The following is a 16621-nucleotide window of genomic DNA, read 5'->3' as shown; positions in this document are numbered from 1 at the left end:
ATGTGCTGCGGCATCTGGGCTCTTCGGCGCCCTGAACATTGCCGTCTTCGAGAGCTTCCGGCCGCGGATGCAGGTTTCGTCGCCGCCAACCTGGTCGGGTAGCGCTGTGGACTGCAACCGCGGTGAGCACCTTGTCGTCGCCCTACGGATGCGAACGGGTCCTGTCGACCCGGCTTATCGACCGGACCCGTCGGATAAGCTCAGCCAGCTCAGCGATAGTCCTTGAGGAAGGCATTGCCCTGATCGGAGTAGAGCACCTCGGGCCAGTCGGACGGCCTGTGGTCGCCATAGGCCCGGACGCTGTTGCGGTCGCCAAGGTCGGTCGCCAGTTCTGAAAACGGCATGTAGTACATGTAGCCCATCTTCCGGTCGGCGAAGCGCCACCGGCCGTCGACGCGGCGGTAGGCGTCCTTGTACCTCAACGCGACCTGCATCGCGACGCCGTTGCGATCGACCTCGGCGTGGCCCGCGAGAAGCCCGGTCGCCTTGTCGGGATCGGACTCGTCGAACCGGACCACGTGGCCATGCGAGAAATGGTTGGTCGGCCCGAGCGCGGCAAAGCGGCCGAGGTACGTCGTGACGATCTCCTCGATCCCATTGGCGGCGAACACGCCGTCCTCTGAGCGGAGGGTCGCGTCGTCGCAGAAGATCTGACGGATCCCCTCCTCGTCACGCTCATCCATGATGAAACCGTAGAGCACACCGAGCTCCTGGATTGCGAGGCGATCCTCCAGTCGACCGACCCGCGTCTCAAGGGACGTCCATTCACTCATGTGCGGCTCCTTCACAATCTGTCACAGACGAAACTTTCCTGCACATTATATGTATGGATTGGTGGCTGACAACGGTCTCCTCTAGTCATAGCGAAATCGGTGAGGCGGCGTTCGAGCCGCCGCCGTCCCGGAGGTCCTCACCGACACCTCACCCGGCTTCGACAGCTGGTGGGCATGCGTGGTGTTCGCCATCCATGACCGTCTGCCCGGAACACCGGCATACGGCGCATTCGCCCAGCGCTTCACCGGTACGGCAACGGAGTCGGCGGGTGGTGGACACGCGGAGTAACTGGAATGCGGACATCGAACTCGGCTTCGTACACTTCGCCAGTGCAAACGATCTCCACGCAGCCTGATGTGCTATCGGTGGATGCGGCCGCCCTTCGGGACGCGGTCACTCGAGCACGAGCCGGTCTTGTCGACCGGGAGGTGGTCGCCGAAGTCGTCGTGTTGTGCGCCGTCGCCGGCGAGCACCTGCTGGTTATAGGTGCGCCGGGTACCGCCAAGTCCGAGGCGGTACGGCGGACGGCTGGCCAGCTCGGCGGGCGGTACTTCGAGTACCTGCTCGGTCGGTTCACCGAGCCGAACGAGATCTTCGGCTCTGTCGACCTGCGCCGGCTGCGTGACGGCGTGGTGGAGTTCGAGACCGCCGGCATGCTGCCCGAGGCGGAGGTGGCGTTCCTCGATGAGGTGTTCCTCGGCTCGACCGCGGTGCTCAACACTCTGTTGGGCATCTTGAACGAACGGGCATTCCGGCGGGGATCAACTCTCCTGTCGTGCCCGTTGCGGATCTGCGTCGGCGCCGCCAACACCCTGCCCGACGATCCGGCGCTCGCAGCGTTCGCGGACCGTTTCCTGGCCCGCATCTTCGTCACCCCGGTGCCGGACGCGCAACTCGACGAACTCTTGGAGGTGGGCTGGGCTGCGGGCAGCTGCCCGGCGAACCCTCCGGGATCGCTGCTGCCGGCGCTGGATCGGCTCACCGAGGCAGCTCGCGGATGTGACTTGAGCGGTATACGCGGCCTGTTGGGTACCGCGATCCGCCGGCTGCGTCAGGCAGGTGTGCCGCTCAGCGACCGCCGGGTTGTGCGTTCGCAGCGGCTGGTGGCGGCCGCAGCGGCGTTGGATGGGCGCACCGAGGCCAGCAGTGACGACCTCTGGGTACTCCCGCGCTTCGACGGCGCGCTGCTGACCGTGGTCGACGATGACGGCATCGCATTCATCGACCTGGGCGACGCGACCCCACGTATCGCCTGGCGTGAACTGGACTCCACCGTCGAAGTGCTGCACATCGACCGGAGTCCGACAAGCCTCGCCGCCCTGGTCCGGGTCACCGACCCGCTGTCCATCGGTGAGGCAAGTACGCAGGTGTGGCGCTGGGACCTGCCCTCGCTCATGCTGCGGTCCCGGCAACCCGTCAACGTCGACGGAATCGCCGCCGTCGCGGTACTCGCATCGGCGACGCTGCTCACCACCACACACGACCAAAACACCGATACCTACGACGTCACCGGCCACCGCTCGGGCCCATGGACCACGAACACCGAGCCAACATTGCTCGCCAGCGGCGGGGTGTTCGGCCTACGCGTCGAAGAGCCGGATCGCACTACGGTCGAGATCCCCGACAGCAACCTGCGAGTCGTGTTTCCCGCCACCGTCGCCGGTATCGGCGTTCGAAGGCACGCCGACACCCTCACTTTGTGGGACCAGGCCGGCCGGCTGGTCGCCGTCGACCTCTCCCAACGCCAGCCCATCGCGCGTCTGCGGACGCGTCTTTAGGGAGACCGTCAATTGGCGTTACTTGAGGCGGCGGGTGGTTGGCCGGGTCTGCCCGCGGTAGCGGGTCCGGGCTTCGCGGATGAGTGCACGGACGGTGACGAAGGCGGCGGCGAGGTAGAGGAAGAAGTCCACGATCTTGCTGTCGCGGTCGGTGCAGCGGCGCAGCTTGCCATAGCCGTTCATCCAGGCGTGCGTACGCTCGGCTACCCACCGCTTGCCGACCTGGACCGGCGCGGGTACACCTTTGCGGGCGATCGCAGCATGTAAACCCAGCCCGTCGAGCAGGGTCCGGGTGACGCGCGAGTCATAGCCGGCATCCAGGTGCACGGTGACGTCTATCGGCCAGTACGGGCCGACCTGGTCGGTGGCCGCTTGCAGGGTCGGACCCAACAGTGGTGAGTCGTGGCGGTTGGCGCCGGCCGATACGACACCCAGCGGCACCCCGGCCCCCTCGGTGGCCACCGATCGTTTCAGTCCGCCCTTGCGCCTGTCCACCGGCGATGGGCCGGCCTTGTCACCACCGCAGGGGGCCTTGGTGATACATCCGTCGGTCGGAATGTCGGCCAACTGCAGGCCGATGATCCGGTCGTAGGCGGCCAGCGCGACCGCGTGGACCTGTTCGGCGATCCCGGCGCGAGCCCAGTCCTTGAGCCGACGGCGGATGGTGGAGTCCGAACATCCGACCGTGGCGATGCGTTCGTAGCCCGAGCCGTGCACCAGCGCGGCAACCAGGTGTTCGAACACCACCCGATCCGGGATACAACGCCGGTGGCACCTCAACGGATGATCGGGATGGAACTCGTCGCGTTCGGGCAGCAGCGCGGCGAACTCGACCCAGACGGGTTCCAACAGCGATGATGGGATGGCAGGCACGGGCGTCCTTGTCGTTCACGGGGCGTAGAGAACTCACATGATCGACACGCCCGTGCCTGTTTGCTACCCCGAGCCGCTCTCCTGACCGACTTCCACCCAATTGACGGTCTCTCTTAGTCACCCAGCAACGACAAGAGGGCATATCCATCGATCGGATATGCCCTCTGAGCTGCGTCGGGACGGCCGGATTTGAACCGACGACCCCTTGACCCCCAGTCAAGTGCGCTACCAAACTGCGCCACGTCCCGTTGCCACCACAGCTGTGCCGTGGCAGCCGGTACAGCGTAGCGCACCCGTCGACGGTTCCGCGCGCGGCATTCCCCCTCTTCTCGATCGAGTCGCCCAGGGGCCGGGCGCGGGGCCGGAAGACGGACGAAAAGCGGACGATAAGCCGGGTCAGGGACGAGCCTGCCGCCCCGCGTACACCAACGGCCCCACCAGCTCGCGCAGCAGATCGATACCGTGCTCGGTGAGCACCGACTCGGGATGGAACTGCACCCCGGCGAAGGACGCGCCACGCAGCGCGTGAACCTCCCCGGACAACGGATCATGGCTCACCTCGACCCCCGCCAGCGGCGAGTACAGAGCCGTGTACGTCGAATAGAATCCCACCCGCTCCGCGCGCCCGAAGAAGTCGATCTCGCGCTGCATGCCCTGGTACGGAGTGTCCTTGCGGTGCAGCGGCAGGCCGAGCGCACCGGCGAGGATCTGATGCCCGAGGCAGATGGCGAGCATCGGCTGTCGCGCCTCCAGCAGCTGATCGACGATCTCCCGCAACCGGGCGATCTTCGGGTCACCCAGATCCCCCGGATCTCCGGGCCCGGGACCGACGACGACCAGGTCAAACCCTTCACAATCAAAATCTTCACGGTACGACCGGAGCGTCACCGCGAAGCCCAGCGCCCGCAGCTGGTGGGCGAGCATGCCGGTGAACGTGTCCTCGGCGTCGACCACGAGCACCCGCCGACCCGCGAACACCGGCGACAGCACAGAAGAACGCGCTTCCAGCCAGAACCGGGCCAGCGTGCCATTGCGCCGCTCGAGCGCCGCCCGCACGTCGTCGTCCGCGACGAGCAGGGCCGGCGACGAGCCCCCGCCACTCCCCCGCAGCCCCAACGCTGCCATGACCCCGGCGGCCTTGGCGTACGTCTCAGCCACCTCGTGTGCCGGCGTCGAGTGCCTTACCAGGGTCGCTCCGACCGGCACCCGCAGAGAGCCCGCAGCAGAGATCACGGCGGTACGGATCAGGATCGGCGCGTCGAGGGTCTGCCGGCCAGCGGAATCCTGGCCGATCAATGCCAGTACTCCCCCGTAATAGTCCCGTCCGCGCCGCTCGTGGCGGGCGATGACCCGGCACGCGTTCTCGATGGGGCTGCCGACGACGGTCGGGGCGAACATGGTTTCCCGCAGGACCTGCCGGGCGTCGAGTGATCCCCGCCCGACCAGCAGGTACTCGGTGTGCGTCAGGTGCGCCATCTGCTTGAGGTAGGGCCCGACGACCTGACCGCCCACGTCCGCGACGGTCGCCATCATTTTGAGCTCCTCGTCGAGCACCATGTACAGCTCGTCGATCTCCTTGCGGTCGGCGAGGAACGCGAGCAGCCCGTCACGGTCGGGGCCGCCGGCCGGATGCCGGTAGGTGCCGCTGATCGGGTTCATCATGACCAGGCCGTCGTCGACGCTGACATGCCGCTCGGGGCTCGCTCCCACGAAGGTGCGCGTACCGGTGTGGACGAGGAACGTCCAGTACGCCCCGCGCTCGTCGCGCAGCAGCCGGGCGAACGCGGCCAACGCCGCGGTCAACGGGTCACCGTCGACGGAGGCTTCGTACACCCTGTGGATGACGAAGTTCGAGCCTTCCCCGCGGCCGATCTCGTCGCGGAGCACGTCTTCGACCATCTGCGCATACGCATTATCGGGTACGTCGAAGGCGCCGCCGCGCACCCGGGGCGGCGCGGCCGGCAGCGCCGCCAACACCTCGTCGGTGGGCACCTCGGCGCAGCCGTCCACCCGGAGGTACGAAAGCGGCGCTCCGTCGTCGACGGCCTCGAAGCCCCGCTCGCGTACCTGCCGGTACGGCACCACCGCGAGCAGGTCCGGGCCCACCAAAGATGGGCGCAGCGGAAGCGCAGCAAGGGACGGGGCCGTCCCGACCGTACCGGTCAGCACCTCGACGTGCTCGCGCCCTTCGCGGCGCAGCAGCGCGAACGGGCCTGCGGGGATCTCCATGAGCGTTCCTTTCGGCTCGACGAAGCCGCCCGAGGCGAAGAGCCGTGGAAACGCCGGCGGCCGCCTCGTGGGAGGCGGCCGCGGATGGTTACGTCACGCGCGGATGGGGATGGCCGCCGGTCAGGCGGGCCACCAGCAACTCATACGCGCGGACATGGCGAGCACTGTACCAGCCCATCAGCCCCGGCCGCGCCCGTTCTTCTTGCGGGGCCGTACGGACACGTGGATGGGGGTACCGGCGAAGTCGAACTCCTCACGCAGCCGGCGCTCGACGAACCGGACGTACCCGGCGTCGAGCGGCCCGGTGGTGAACAGCACGAACCGGGGCGGGCAGGTGCCCGCCTGGGTGGCGAACAGGATGCGCGGGGACCGTCCACCGCGCGCGGGGTGCGGCGTGGCCTGCACGAGCGCGGTGAGGAACTGGTTGAGCCGGCCGGTGGGTACCCGCCGCGACCAGTTCTCCAGGCCGGTACGCAGGGCCGGGGCGAGCTTGTCGACCGCCCGGCCGGTCTTGGCGGAGACGTTGAGCCGCAGCGCCCACGGCACCCGGCGCAGCTCCCGCTCGATCTCCCGGGCCAGCTGGTAGCGGCGGTCCTCGTCGACCAGGTCCCACTTGTTGAACGCGATGACCAGGGCGCGGCCGGCTTCGGCGACCATGGTGATGATCCGCTGGTCCTGTTCGCTGATCGGCTCGTGGGCGTCCAGCAGCACGACGGCCACCTCGGCGGCCTCGATCGCGGCGGCGGTGCGCAGGCTGGCGTAGTACTCGGTGCCGCTGGCGAACCCGACCCGCTTGCGCAGGCCGGCGGTGTCGACGAGGTTCCACAGCTCGCCGCCGATGGTGACGAGGCTGTCGACCGGGTCGACGGTGGTGCCGGCGACGGAGTCGACGACCGCCCGCTCCTCCTTGGCCAGCCGGTTGAGCAGGCTGGACTTGCCGACGTTGGGCCGGCCGACGAGCGCGACCCGGCGGGGCCCGCGCGGCCGGGCCACCCCGGTCGGCTCCTCCGGGAGTACGTCGAGGACCGCGTCGAGGAGGTCGCCGGAGCCGCGCCCGTGCAGCGCCGACACCGGGTGCGGCTCGCCGAGCCCGAGCGACCACAGCGCGGCAGACTCGGCCTCCAGCCGGGGGTTGTCGACCTTGTTGGCGACCAGCACGACGGGCTTGCCGCCACGGCGCAGCATCCGTACGGCCGCCTCGTCGTCGGCGGTCGGGCCGACGGTCGCGTCGACCACGAACAGCACCACGTCCGAGGTCTGCACAGCGGACTCGGCCTGCGCCGCGATGGCCTTGGCCCGGTCGCGCGCGTCGGGCTCCCAGCCGCCGGTGTCGACGATCGTGAAGCGCCGTCCGGACCACAGGGCGTCGTAGGCGACGCGGTCGCGGGTCACGCCGGGGACGTCCTCGACGACCGCCTGCCGGCGACCGATGATCCGGTTGACCAGGGTGGACTTGCCGACGTTCGGCCGCCCGACGACCGCGACGACCGGCACCGGGCCTTCATCGTCGGTGTCGGAGTAGCCTTCGGCCGCTTCGGCTTCCTCGAAGTCGGACTCGTCGAATTCCGGGAGGTCGACCGAGTCGATGTCGGTCTGGTCCGGCTCGTTCGTGGTCACCGTCGCGTCGCCTCGTCCACCAGTGTCTTCAACCTCGCCACGACCTCGTCGATACCCAGCTCGGTGCTGTCGAGCACCACCGCGTCGTCGGCCCGGCGCAGCGGGTCCGCGGCCCGGGTGGAATCGATCTTGTCACGGCGGGCCAGGTCGGCCACTGTCGCGGCGAGGTCGGCCGCGTTCTCGAGGCTGCGCCGGCGACCCCGTTCGGCCTCCGAGGCGGTCAGGTAGACCTTGAGGTCGGCGTCGGGCGCGACGACCGTACCGATGTCGCGGCCCTCGACGACGATCCGCGGCTCGGCGGCGATGATCTGACGCTGCTGGGCGACCAGCCGGGCCCGTACGGCAGGCACGGCGGCGACCGGCGACACGGCCGCGGTGACCTCGGGCCCCCGGATCGGCCCGTCCACCGGGGTGTCGTCGACGCTGATGTGCGGGTCCCGCGGGTCGGTGCCGACGGTGAGGACGACGTTGTCAGCGATCTTGGCGACCGACTCGGCGTCGGCCGGGTCGATCCCGTCGCGGAGAACCGCCCAGGTCACGGCCCGGTACATCGCACCGGTGTCCAGGTAGCGCCCGTCGAGCGCCACGGCGAGCCGGCGCGAGACGGTGGACTTGCCCGATCCGGATGGACCGTCCACGGCCACCACACAACGCTGTTCGCTCACTCTGCCCGCCTCCGACGCGCTCCCCATGACCCCTCAATAATGCCGGTCGTCACCCGGCCACCTGCCGCCGGCTACCCTTCCACCGCCTTGAACAGGGCGGCGACCTCTGCCGGCGTCAACCGGCGGGTACGCCCGGGCTTGAGGTCGCCGAGGCGGACGGGCCCGATCGAGGTCCGGATGAGGCGGTTGACCGGGTGGCCGACCACGTCGAACATCCGGCGGACGATGTGCTTGCGGCCCTCGTGGATCACGACCTCGACCAGGGCGGTCCGCTGGTAGGCGTCCACCAGCTTGAACGCGTCGACCTTCGCCGGCCCGTCCTCCAGTTCGACGCCCGCGCGCAGCTGGCGGCCGACCGTGCGGGGCACCGGCCCCTCGACCTCGACGAGGTACGTCTTGGCCACCTCGTACGAGGGGTGCATGAGCCGGTGGGCAAGGGTGCCGTCGTTGGTGAGCAGCAGCAGCCCCTCGCTGTCGGCGTCCAGCCGGCCGACGTGGTACACCCGCTGCGGCACGTTGCCGATGTAGTCGGCGATGGCGTCCCGGCCGCGCTCGTCGGCCATGGTCGCCACGACGCCGCGCGGCTTGTTCATGGCAAGGTAGACGAGCTTGGTGTTGGTGACGACGCGTTCGCCGTCGACGTGGATCTCGTCGGTCTCGGCGTCGACCTTGTCGCCCAGCGTCGCGCGCTTGCCGTTGACGGTGACCCGGCCGGCGGCGATCAGCTCCTCGCAGGCGCGACGCGAGCCGACCCCGGCGGCGGCCAGGACCTTCTGCAGCCGTTGTGCGTTTTCGGACTCAACCCTGGGCATTGGCTATCTCATCCACATCGTCGGGTAGGAACGGAGCGAGCGGCGGCAGCTCGTCGACACTGTCGATACCCAGCTTCTCCAGGAACAGCGGCGTCGTACGGTACAGAAACGCGCCGCTGTCGGGCTCGCTGCCGCAGTCCTCGATCAGGCCGCGGGCCACCAGGGTACGTACGACGCCGTCGCAGTTGACGCCGCGGATGGCGGAGATGCGTGAGCGGGTGACCGGCTGCTTGTACGCGATCACGGCGAGCGTTTCGAGCGCCGCCTGGGTCAGCCGGGTCTGCTGGCCGTCCAGGACGAAGCGCTCCACGTACGTGGCGTAGTCGCTGCGGGTGTACAGGCGCCATCCACCGGCGGCCCGGCGCAGCTCGAAGCCGCGCTGGAGCCCGGTGTACTCGGCGGCCAGCTCCTCGAGCGCCTCCCGGACGGGCGCGACGGGCAGCTCCAGCACCTGGGCCAGGGTCACGTCGCTGACCGGCTCGTGCACGACCAGCAGGATCGCTTCGAGGGCGCCACGCAGCTCGGCCGGGTGCTCGAGCAGCGGCGGGCGGTCCGGCTCGGCCGCGGGCGGTTCGACGGGCTCCTCGACCGGCTCCTCGTCGGGCTCGTCGACCGGCACCAGCGCCACGTTGACGTCCGCGGTGCGGGGCGCCTCCGCCATCAGCTCCCGGGACGGGTCGGGCGTCGGCACGTCCGTGGTGACGTCCTCGGGCGGGGAGATCGTGCCGACCCGCTTGCCGAAATCCTCGATCCCGGCCCAGATCCGGGGAAGCTCGGCGGGCTCGTCCGCTTCATCGGGCTCTTCCGGGGGCGCCTCGGCGGAGCCCGGTCGGCGCTCCCACGGCGGCACCCAGCTCGCCGCCTGGTCCGCGAGCGACCGGGTGGCCTCGTCCTCGCCACTCACTGCGACTCCTCTTCCTGGCCTTCCTCATCCTGCTCGGCGGCTGCCCCACCCTCGGGGTCGTCTTCGCCGTACTCGTCGATGTCGAGGCCGGCGCCGGCGTCGTCGCCGGCGGTCCACCGTACGGTCAGCTCGCCGAGCGCCTGTTCCTGCTCGAAGCCGACGAGCCCCTCGCGGTACAGCTCCAGCAGCGCCAGGAACCGGGCGACCAGCTCGAGGGTGCTCTGGCAGTCCGTGCACAGCGTACTGAAGGTGGCGACCCGCAGCCGCAGCAACTGGTCGCGCATGATCTCGGCGTGCTCGCGGACGCTCACCCGGACCATGTGGATGTGGTCGATCGACACGGTCGGGGGCGCCTTGGGGGCGAACGCCTTGGCCGCCAGGGCCGCGAGCCGCTCGGGGCCGATCGTGAGGACGAGGTCGGGCAGCGCCTCGGCGAAGCGCGGTTCGAGCGGTACCGCACGGGGCCAGCGGCGGGCCGCCGAGGCCTCCATCGCGGCGATCGCCGCCGCGGCCTCCTTGAACGCCTTGTACTGCAGCAGCCGCGCGAACAGCAGGTCACGGGCCTCCAGCAGGGCCAGGTCCTCCTCGTTCTCGACGGCCGCCGCCGGGAGCAGGCGGGCCGCCTTCAGGTCGAGCAGGGTCGCCGCGACGACCAGGAACTCGCTCGCCTCGCCGAGGTCCCAGTCGTCGCCCATGGCCCGGATGTAGGCGATGAACTCGTCGGTGACGACGTGCAGCGCCACCTCGGTGACGTCCAGCTTGTGCTTGCCGATCAGCTGCAGCAGCAGGTCGAACGGGCCGGTGAAGTTGGCCAGCCGGACGGTGAAGCCGCCGGCGGCGTCGTCGACGGCTGCCGCGTCGCCGGAGGCGGCATCGGCAAGGGCCTCGTCGGCAACGGGCGCGGTCGGCTCGTCGACAGGCGCGGTCACCGGAAGACCGTAGCTCACGTCCACTCGGTCACCCGCACGCACACCAGCGAAGTCACGCAGTGGTGAACGCGCGTCGGCTACTGCTCGTTACGCTCCGCGTGCGCGGCGATGACCTCGCGGGCGAGCTGCCGGTAGTTGCGCGCTCCGGACGACGCCGGGTCGAGCGTGGTGATCGGGGCGCCGGCGACGGTCGACTCGGGGAACTTCACGGTCTTGGTGATGACCGTCTGGTACACCTTGTCGCCGAACGCCTCGACGACCCGCTGCAGTACCTGCCGGCAGTGGGTGGTGCGGCTGTCGTACATGGTCGCGAGGATGCCCTCGAGATCGAGGTCGAAGTTGAGGCGCTCGCGGACCTTGTCGATGGTGTCGAGCAGCAGCGCGACACCGCGCAGGCTGAAGAACTCGCACTCCAGCGGGATCAGCACGCCGTGCGCGACGGTCAGCGCGTTGATCGCGAGCAGGCCCAGCGACGGCTGGCAGTCGATGAGGATGAAGTCGTAGTCGCGCATCACCGGGCGCAGCGCGCGGGCGAGCGCCATCTCCCGGGCCACCTCGTTGACGAGCTGGATCTCGGCGGCCGACAGGTCGATGTTGGCCGGCAGCAGGTGCAGCCCGTCGACGTCGGTCTTGATCCGGATGTCGTCGATGGTGACCTCGGCGTCCATCAGCAGGTTGTAGACCGACATCTCCAGCTCGTGCGGGTTGACGCCGAGCCCGACCGAGAGCGCGCCCTGCGGGTCGAAGTCGACGAGCAGCACGCGGCGGCCGTACTCCGCCAGTGCCGCACCGAGGTTGATGGTGGTCGTCGTCTTGCCGACGCCGCCCTTCTGGTTGGCCATCGCGATGATGCGCGCGGGCCCGTGCCGGTCGATCGGAACGGGGTCCGGGATCGGTCGGCGCATGGTGTAGGCGGTGGGATCGGCGGGACCCAGCTCCGCGCCGAGGTCCATCGCGGACTGTTGCGCGCGCAGCGTCGAGGTCCAAGCCTCCGCCTGGTGCTCACCAATGCCCATCTGGTTCCCGCCCCTCTCGGCGGCACATGCCCGCCGCCTCGGGTCCGCACCGGCTCGCCGACGCCGGGCTCACGCGGAACATGGCCGTCGCCCGACTGTACGCCACGACCGAGCTAAATCTCCTGACAGGACTCGGCGTGTCGTTACCGCGACAAGCCGAACACCCGTCGTCGATGTCCTGTCAACGCGTGGTTCACACTGGACGATTTACCCCGAAAGGGTGGCTTGTCAGTTTCTGGCGCGGGGGTGGGCCGTCGCGTACACCTCGCGCAGCCGCTCGACCGTCACGAGCGTGTACACCTGGGTCGTGGTCACCGACGCGTGTCCGAGCAGCTCCTGCACCACCCGGATGTCGGCGCCGCCGTCGAGCAGGTGGGTGGCGTACGAGTGGCGCAGCGTGTGCGGTGACACCCCGTGCGCGCCGTCCACCGGCAACCCGGCGTGCTCCGCCGCCCGGCGCAGGATCGCCCAGGCGCTCTGCCGCGACAGCCGCCCGCCCCGGGCGTTGACGAACACCGCTGACGTGCCCCGACCGCCGGCGAGCAGGCCCGGACGGGCACGGACGAGGTACGCGTCGAGCACCTCCCGGGCGTACCCGCCGACCGGCACTAGGCGCTGCTTGCCGCCCTTGCCGTGCAGCAGGACGGCGCCCTCGTCGAGAGCGAGATCGTCGACGGCGCAGCCCACCGCCTCCGAGATGCGCGCGCCGGTCGAGTACAGGAACTCCAGCAGCGCCCGGTTGCGCAGGGCGAGCGGCTCGTCGAGGCCGGCCCCGGCCGCCGCCAGCAGCGCCTCGACCTGGCTGACGTCGAGCGCCTTCGGCAGCCGCTTCGGCAGCGTCGGCGGCTTCACCTCCCGCGCCGGGTCCACCGGGGCGATCCCCTCCCGCACAGCGAACCGGTGCAGGCCGCGTACCGCGCTCGCCGCGCGCGCCGCGGACGCCGCCGACAGCGGCGGATGGTCGCCGCCGCCGGCGCGCAGCGTCGCGAGGTGCGCGGCGACCTCCCGCGGCCCGACGGACGCCAGGTCACGCACGCCCGCCGCCGCGAGGACCTCCAGATAGCGATCAAGATCACGACGGTACGAGCTGAGCGTGTTCGCCGCGAGGCCCCGCTCGACCGTCAGGTGGTCGAGGTACGAACGGACCGCCCGACGCAGCGCGGCAGGCTCCGATCGCTCGGTCCGCCGGTCCGCTGCGTCGGGCTGGTCCGGTTCGGCGTTCTCGGTCAGGCGAGCACCTCGGTGACCGGTACGTGCGTCATGCCGTGCGCCTCGGCCACCGGCCCGTACGTGACCTGGCCGGCGTGGGTGTTCAGGCCCAGGGCGAGCGCCGGGTCGGCCCGCAGCGCGTCCCGCCAGCCCCGGTTGGCCAGCTCCACCGCGTACGGCAGGGTGACGTTGGTCAGCGCGTACGTGGAGGTGTGCGGAACCGCGCCCGGCATGTTCGCCACGCAGTAGAAGACCGAGTTGTGCACCTGGTACACCGGGTCGGCGTGCGTGGTCGGGCGCGAGTCCTCGAAGCAGCCGCCCTGGTCGATGGCGATGTCGACGAGCACGCTGCCCGGCTTCATGGCCTTGACCAGGTCGTTGGAGATCAGCGTGGGCGCTTTCGCGCCCGGCACCAGGACCGCGCCGATGACCAGGTCGGCGTCGACCACGGCCTTCTCGATCTCGTACGCGTTGGACGCGACCGTCTGCAGGTGCCCCTGGTAGATGGCGTCCGCGGCGCGCAGCCGGGCGATGTTCTTGTCCAGCAGCAGCACCTCGGCCTGCATGCCGAGCGCGATCGCGGCGGCGTTCATGCCGGACACGCCGGCGCCGATGACGACGACCTTCGCCGCGTACACGCCGGAGACGCCGCCCATCAGGACGCCGCGGCCGCCGCCCTGGCGCATCAGGTGGTACGCGCCGACCTGCGGCGCGAGCCGCCCGGCGACCTCGGACATGGGGGCGAGCAGCGGCAGCGACCGGTCCGACAGCTCGACGGTCTCGTACGCGATACCGGTCACGCCCGCGTCCAGCAGCGCCCGGGTGCAGTCGGCCGACGCGGCCAGGTGCAGGTACGTGAAGAGCACCTGGCCGGAGCGCATCCGGTGGTACTCCTCGGCGATCGGCTCCTTGACCTTCAGCACCAGCTCGGCGCTGCCCCACACGTCGTCGGCGTCGGCGAGGATCGTCGCGCCGGCGGCGCGGTACTCCTCGTCGGTGATCGACGAACCCTGCCCGGCGCCGGATTCGATGACGACCTCATGCCCATGGCGCACGAACTCGTTCACGCCCGACGGCGTGATCGCGACCCGGTACTCGTGGTTCTTGATTTCGCGCGGGATTCCGACCTTCACTATGCTGACCCCTCAATCGCTTCCCGGTGGCCCCGTTGCCACCTGCGAGGACGCGGAGCCTCGCGGAGGGAGTTTAGGGCCGGCGGACCGGCTGAGGCGCTGATCACACTGGAAGCCACTTCCCCGGTCGGTTGACACCATGTCAGCGCGGCGGCGCCAGCTCCCTCCGGGGTAGCGGGGTGTTCACCGGCCGCAGCGTCGACCAGCCACAGTCGCGCGCCCGGGCCGCGGCCAGCAGCCCCACCAGGCACGCTCCGTTGACGATGTCGCCACGCAGCGCCATCGCCACCGCCTCGTCGAGGTCGACCCGGTGGGTCGTCATACCGGCCTCCTCGTCGCGCCGCTCGTGGCGGCGCTCGGGCGGCACCGGGCTCAGTTCGCGGGCCAGGAACAGCCGGATGACCTCCGTGGAGCAGCCGGGCGACGGGTACAGGTCGACCAGCACGTCCAGCCGGCCGGCCGTGAGGTCGGCCTCCTCCTCCAGCTCGCGCAGCGCGGCGCGGTCGAGCGCCTCGCCGGCGACGTCCATGAGCCCGGCCGGCAGCTCCCACAGCGGCTGCCGGACGGGGTGGCGGTACTGGCGTACCAGCACCACCCGCCCGTCGTCGTCGAGCGCGACCACCCCGACCGCGCCGATGTGGACCATGTAGTCGCGCTTGGCCACGTTCCCGCCCGGCATGTCCACCTCGTCGGTGACGACGCGGAACATCGGGCCGGCGAAGTGCTCGGTGCGCGAGCGGACCTCGTACCGGTGATCGGCCGGGTCGCCGCCCTCGCTCACGAGCGCGCCGACCCGCCCGCCGCCCCGCTGCGGGGCGCGGCCACCTTGGCGGCCTTCTTGCCGCGCTTCTCGGCGGACCCGGCGGCCACCTTCGCCTCGGCCACCTTCGTCTCGGCCACCTTCGTTTCGGCCACCTGGGCGGCATCCGCGGCGACCACGTCGGCCTCGGGCATCTCCACCGGCAGCCGGTCGGCGTCGTTGTACTCGATCGCCGCGCCGATGAACGCCGCGAACAGCGGGTGCGACCGGGTCGGCCGGCTCTTGAGCTCCGGATGGGCCTGCGTGCCGACGAAGAACGGGTGCCGGTCCCGGTCGAGCTCGACGAACTCGACCAGCCGACCGTCCGGCGAGGTACCCGAGATCACCATGCCGGCCTTGGCCAGCGCGTCCCGGTAGGCGTTGTTGACCTCGTAGCGGTGCCGGTGGCGCTCCGAGATCTCGGTCGCACCGTACGCCTCGGCCGTCACCGACCCGGGCAGCAGCTTCGCGTCGTACGCGCCCAGCCGCATCGTGCCGCCCAGGTCACCCTTGCCGGCCACGATGTCCTCCTGGTCGGCCATCGTCGAGATGACCGGGTCGGGGGTGTTCTCGTCGAACTCCGCCGAGTTCGCGTCCGCGATACCCGCCTCGTGCCGCAGCGTCTCGATGACCATGCACTGCAGGCCCAGGCACAGGCCGAGGGTCGGGATGCGGTTCTCCCGGGCGTACCGGATCGCGCCGACCTTGCCCTCGATGCCCCGCACGCCGAAGCCGCCGGGGATCAGCACGCCGTCGACGCCGGCGAGGGCCTGCGCGGCACCGGCGAGGGTGGTGCAGTCGTCGCTGGGCACCCACCGGATGTTGACGCGGGCGCGGTGGGCGAACCCGGCCGCGCGCAGGGCCTCGGTGACCGACAGGTACGCGTCCGGCAGGTCGATGTACTTGCCGACCATGGCGACGGTCACGGCCTGGCGCGGGTGGCGCACCCGGTCGAGCAGGTCGTCCCAGCGCGTCCAGTTGACGTCACGGAAGGACAGGTTGAGCCGGCGCACCACGTACGCGTCGAGCCCTTCGCGGTGCAGCACCTTCGGGATCTCGTAGATACTGGGCGCGTCCGGGGCGCTGACGACCGCCTCGCGGTCGACGTCGCAGTACAGCGCGAGCTTCTCCTTGAGCTTCTGCGGGATCTCCCGGTCGGAGCGGCACACGATCGCGTCCGGCTGGATACCGATGTTGCGCAGCGCCGCCACCGAGTGCTGGGTCGGCTTGGTCTTGAGCTCGCCGCTCGGGGCGAGGTAGGGCACCAGCGACACATGCAGGTAGAAGACGTTGTCGCGGCCGACGTCGTGGCGCACCTGGCGGATGGCCTCCAGGAACGGCAGCGACTCGATGTCGCCGACGGTGCCGCCGACCTCGGTGATCACCACGTCGGGCTTGCGGCCGTCCTCAGCGGGCTCGGCCATCGCCAGGATCCGGTCCTTGATCTCGTTGGTGATGTGCGGGATCACCTGGACGGTGTCACCCAGGTACTCGCCGCGCCGCTCCTTGGCGATCACCGCGGAGTAGATCTGTCCGGTGGTGACGTTGGCCTTCTGCGACAGGTTGCGGTCGAGGAACCGCTCGTAGTGGCCGACGTCGAGGTCGGTCTCGGCCCCGTCCTCGGTGACGAACACCTCGCCGTGCTGGAACGGGTTCATCGTCCCGGGGTCGACGTTGAGGTACGGGTCGAGCTTCTGCATGACCACCCGCAGGCCGCGCGCGGTGAGCAGGTTGCCCAGGCTCGAGGCGGTCAGCCCCTTGCCGAGTGAGGAGGCGACGCCCCCCGTGACGAAGATGTGCTTGGTCGTCTTAGCCGAAGGGGCCAAAGCCTGCTCCCGTGGTCGTTTCCGAGGGCTCTCCTCTGACGGTGTGGGCAAGCGTGC

13 protein-coding genes, 1 tRNA gene and 1 pseudogene are annotated in these 16621 nt (G+C 70.3%); 1 reads left to right on the top strand and 14 read right to left on the bottom strand.

The features are described 5' to 3' along the window. Positions 1 to 209: 209 nt before the first annotated feature. Positions 210 to 773 (bottom strand): nuclear transport factor 2 family protein, encoded by a 564-nt coding sequence (locus HC031_RS19220; protein WP_167926743.1) that lies wholly within the window; start codon positions 771 to 773, stop codon positions 210 to 212. A 330-nt stretch (positions 774 to 1103) separates the two neighbouring features. Between HC031_RS19220 and HC031_RS19215 the strand changes: the two genes are divergently transcribed. Further along, positions 1104 to 2552: an AAA family ATPase gene (locus HC031_RS19215; RefSeq protein WP_205862953.1), complete on the top strand. Its 1449-nt coding sequence runs from the start codon at positions 1104 to 1106 to the stop codon at positions 2550 to 2552. Between the two features lie 18 nt (positions 2553 to 2570). On the opposite strand, the gene HC031_RS19210 is transcribed toward HC031_RS19215, so the two are convergent. The 13 genes and pseudogenes from HC031_RS19210 to HC031_RS19150 all read right to left on the bottom strand — a co-directional run. Next, positions 2571 to 3425, bottom strand: coding sequence for an IS5 family transposase (locus HC031_RS19210; protein ID WP_167926741.1), 855 nt, complete (start codon positions 3423 to 3425; stop codon positions 2571 to 2573). A gap of 174 nt (positions 3426 to 3599) precedes the next feature. Then, positions 3600 to 3673: transfer RNA gene (locus HC031_RS19205), tRNA-Pro, on the bottom strand. A gap of 148 nt (positions 3674 to 3821) precedes the next feature. Further along, positions 3822 to 5654 carry an anthranilate synthase family protein gene (locus HC031_RS19200; RefSeq protein WP_167926740.1) on the bottom strand — a complete coding sequence of 611 codons (1833 nt, stop codon included), beginning with the start codon at positions 5652 to 5654 and terminating at the stop codon, positions 3822 to 3824. Positions 5655 to 5831: 177 nt separating this feature from the next. Continuing rightward, complete coding sequence (gene der, locus HC031_RS19195; RefSeq protein WP_167926860.1) at positions 5832 to 7241, bottom strand: ribosome biogenesis GTPase Der; 1410 nt, start codon at positions 7239 to 7241, stop codon at positions 5832 to 5834. 26 nt (positions 7242 to 7267) lie between these two features. Continuing rightward, positions 7268 to 7936, bottom strand: coding sequence for a (d)CMP kinase (gene cmk, locus HC031_RS19190; protein WP_338090741.1), 669 nt, complete (start codon positions 7934 to 7936; stop codon positions 7268 to 7270). 71 nt (positions 7937 to 8007) lie between these two features. Then, on the bottom strand, positions 8008 to 8748 hold the full coding sequence (locus HC031_RS19185; protein WP_167926738.1) for a pseudouridine synthase: 741 nt from the start codon (positions 8746 to 8748) through the stop codon (positions 8008 to 8010). After that, on the bottom strand, positions 8735 to 9652 hold the full coding sequence (gene scpB, locus HC031_RS19180; protein ID WP_167926737.1) for an SMC-Scp complex subunit ScpB: 918 nt from the start codon (positions 9650 to 9652) through the stop codon (positions 8735 to 8737). Before scpB ends, HC031_RS19185 begins: the two co-directional genes overlap by 14 nt. Beyond that, entirely contained in the window at positions 9649 to 10599 is a 951-nt protein-coding gene (locus HC031_RS19175; RefSeq protein WP_167926736.1) for a segregation/condensation protein A, read from the bottom strand. Before HC031_RS19175 ends, scpB begins: the two co-directional genes overlap by 4 nt. 59 nt (positions 10600 to 10658) lie before the next feature. Next, the gene (locus HC031_RS19170) at positions 10659 to 11597 is read right to left on the bottom strand and encodes a ParA family protein (RefSeq protein ID WP_167926735.1); all 939 of its coding nucleotides are present in this window, start codon (positions 11595 to 11597) and stop codon (positions 10659 to 10661) included. A 228-nt stretch (positions 11598 to 11825) separates the two neighbouring features. After that, positions 11826 to 12755: a site-specific tyrosine recombinase XerD gene (locus tag HC031_RS19165; protein WP_240942703.1), complete on the bottom strand. Its 930-nt coding sequence runs from the start codon at positions 12753 to 12755 to the stop codon at positions 11826 to 11828. A gap of 68 nt (positions 12756 to 12823) precedes the next feature. Next, positions 12824 to 13939 (bottom strand): alanine dehydrogenase, encoded by a 1116-nt coding sequence (gene ald / locus HC031_RS19160; RefSeq protein ID WP_167926734.1) that lies wholly within the window; start codon positions 13937 to 13939, stop codon positions 12824 to 12826. Positions 13940 to 14081: 142 nt separating this feature from the next. Beyond that, positions 14082 to 14648 carry an NUDIX domain-containing protein gene (locus HC031_RS19155; RefSeq protein ID WP_167926858.1) on the bottom strand — a complete coding sequence of 189 codons (567 nt, stop codon included), beginning with the start codon at positions 14646 to 14648 and terminating at the stop codon, positions 14082 to 14084. A 209-nt stretch (positions 14649 to 14857) separates the two neighbouring features. Then, positions 14858 to 16564 (bottom strand): annotated as a pseudogene (locus HC031_RS19150) (CTP synthase); the annotation flags it as partial. Positions 16565 to 16621: the final 57 nt, after the last annotated feature.

This window comes from Planosporangium thailandense, assembly GCF_011947195.1.
GTDB classification, from domain to species: domain Bacteria; phylum Actinomycetota; class Actinomycetes; order Mycobacteriales; family Micromonosporaceae; genus Planosporangium; species Planosporangium thailandense.
The sequence above is the reverse complement of the archived record's forward strand: the minus strand, read 5'-3'. Positions and strand labels throughout refer to the sequence as shown.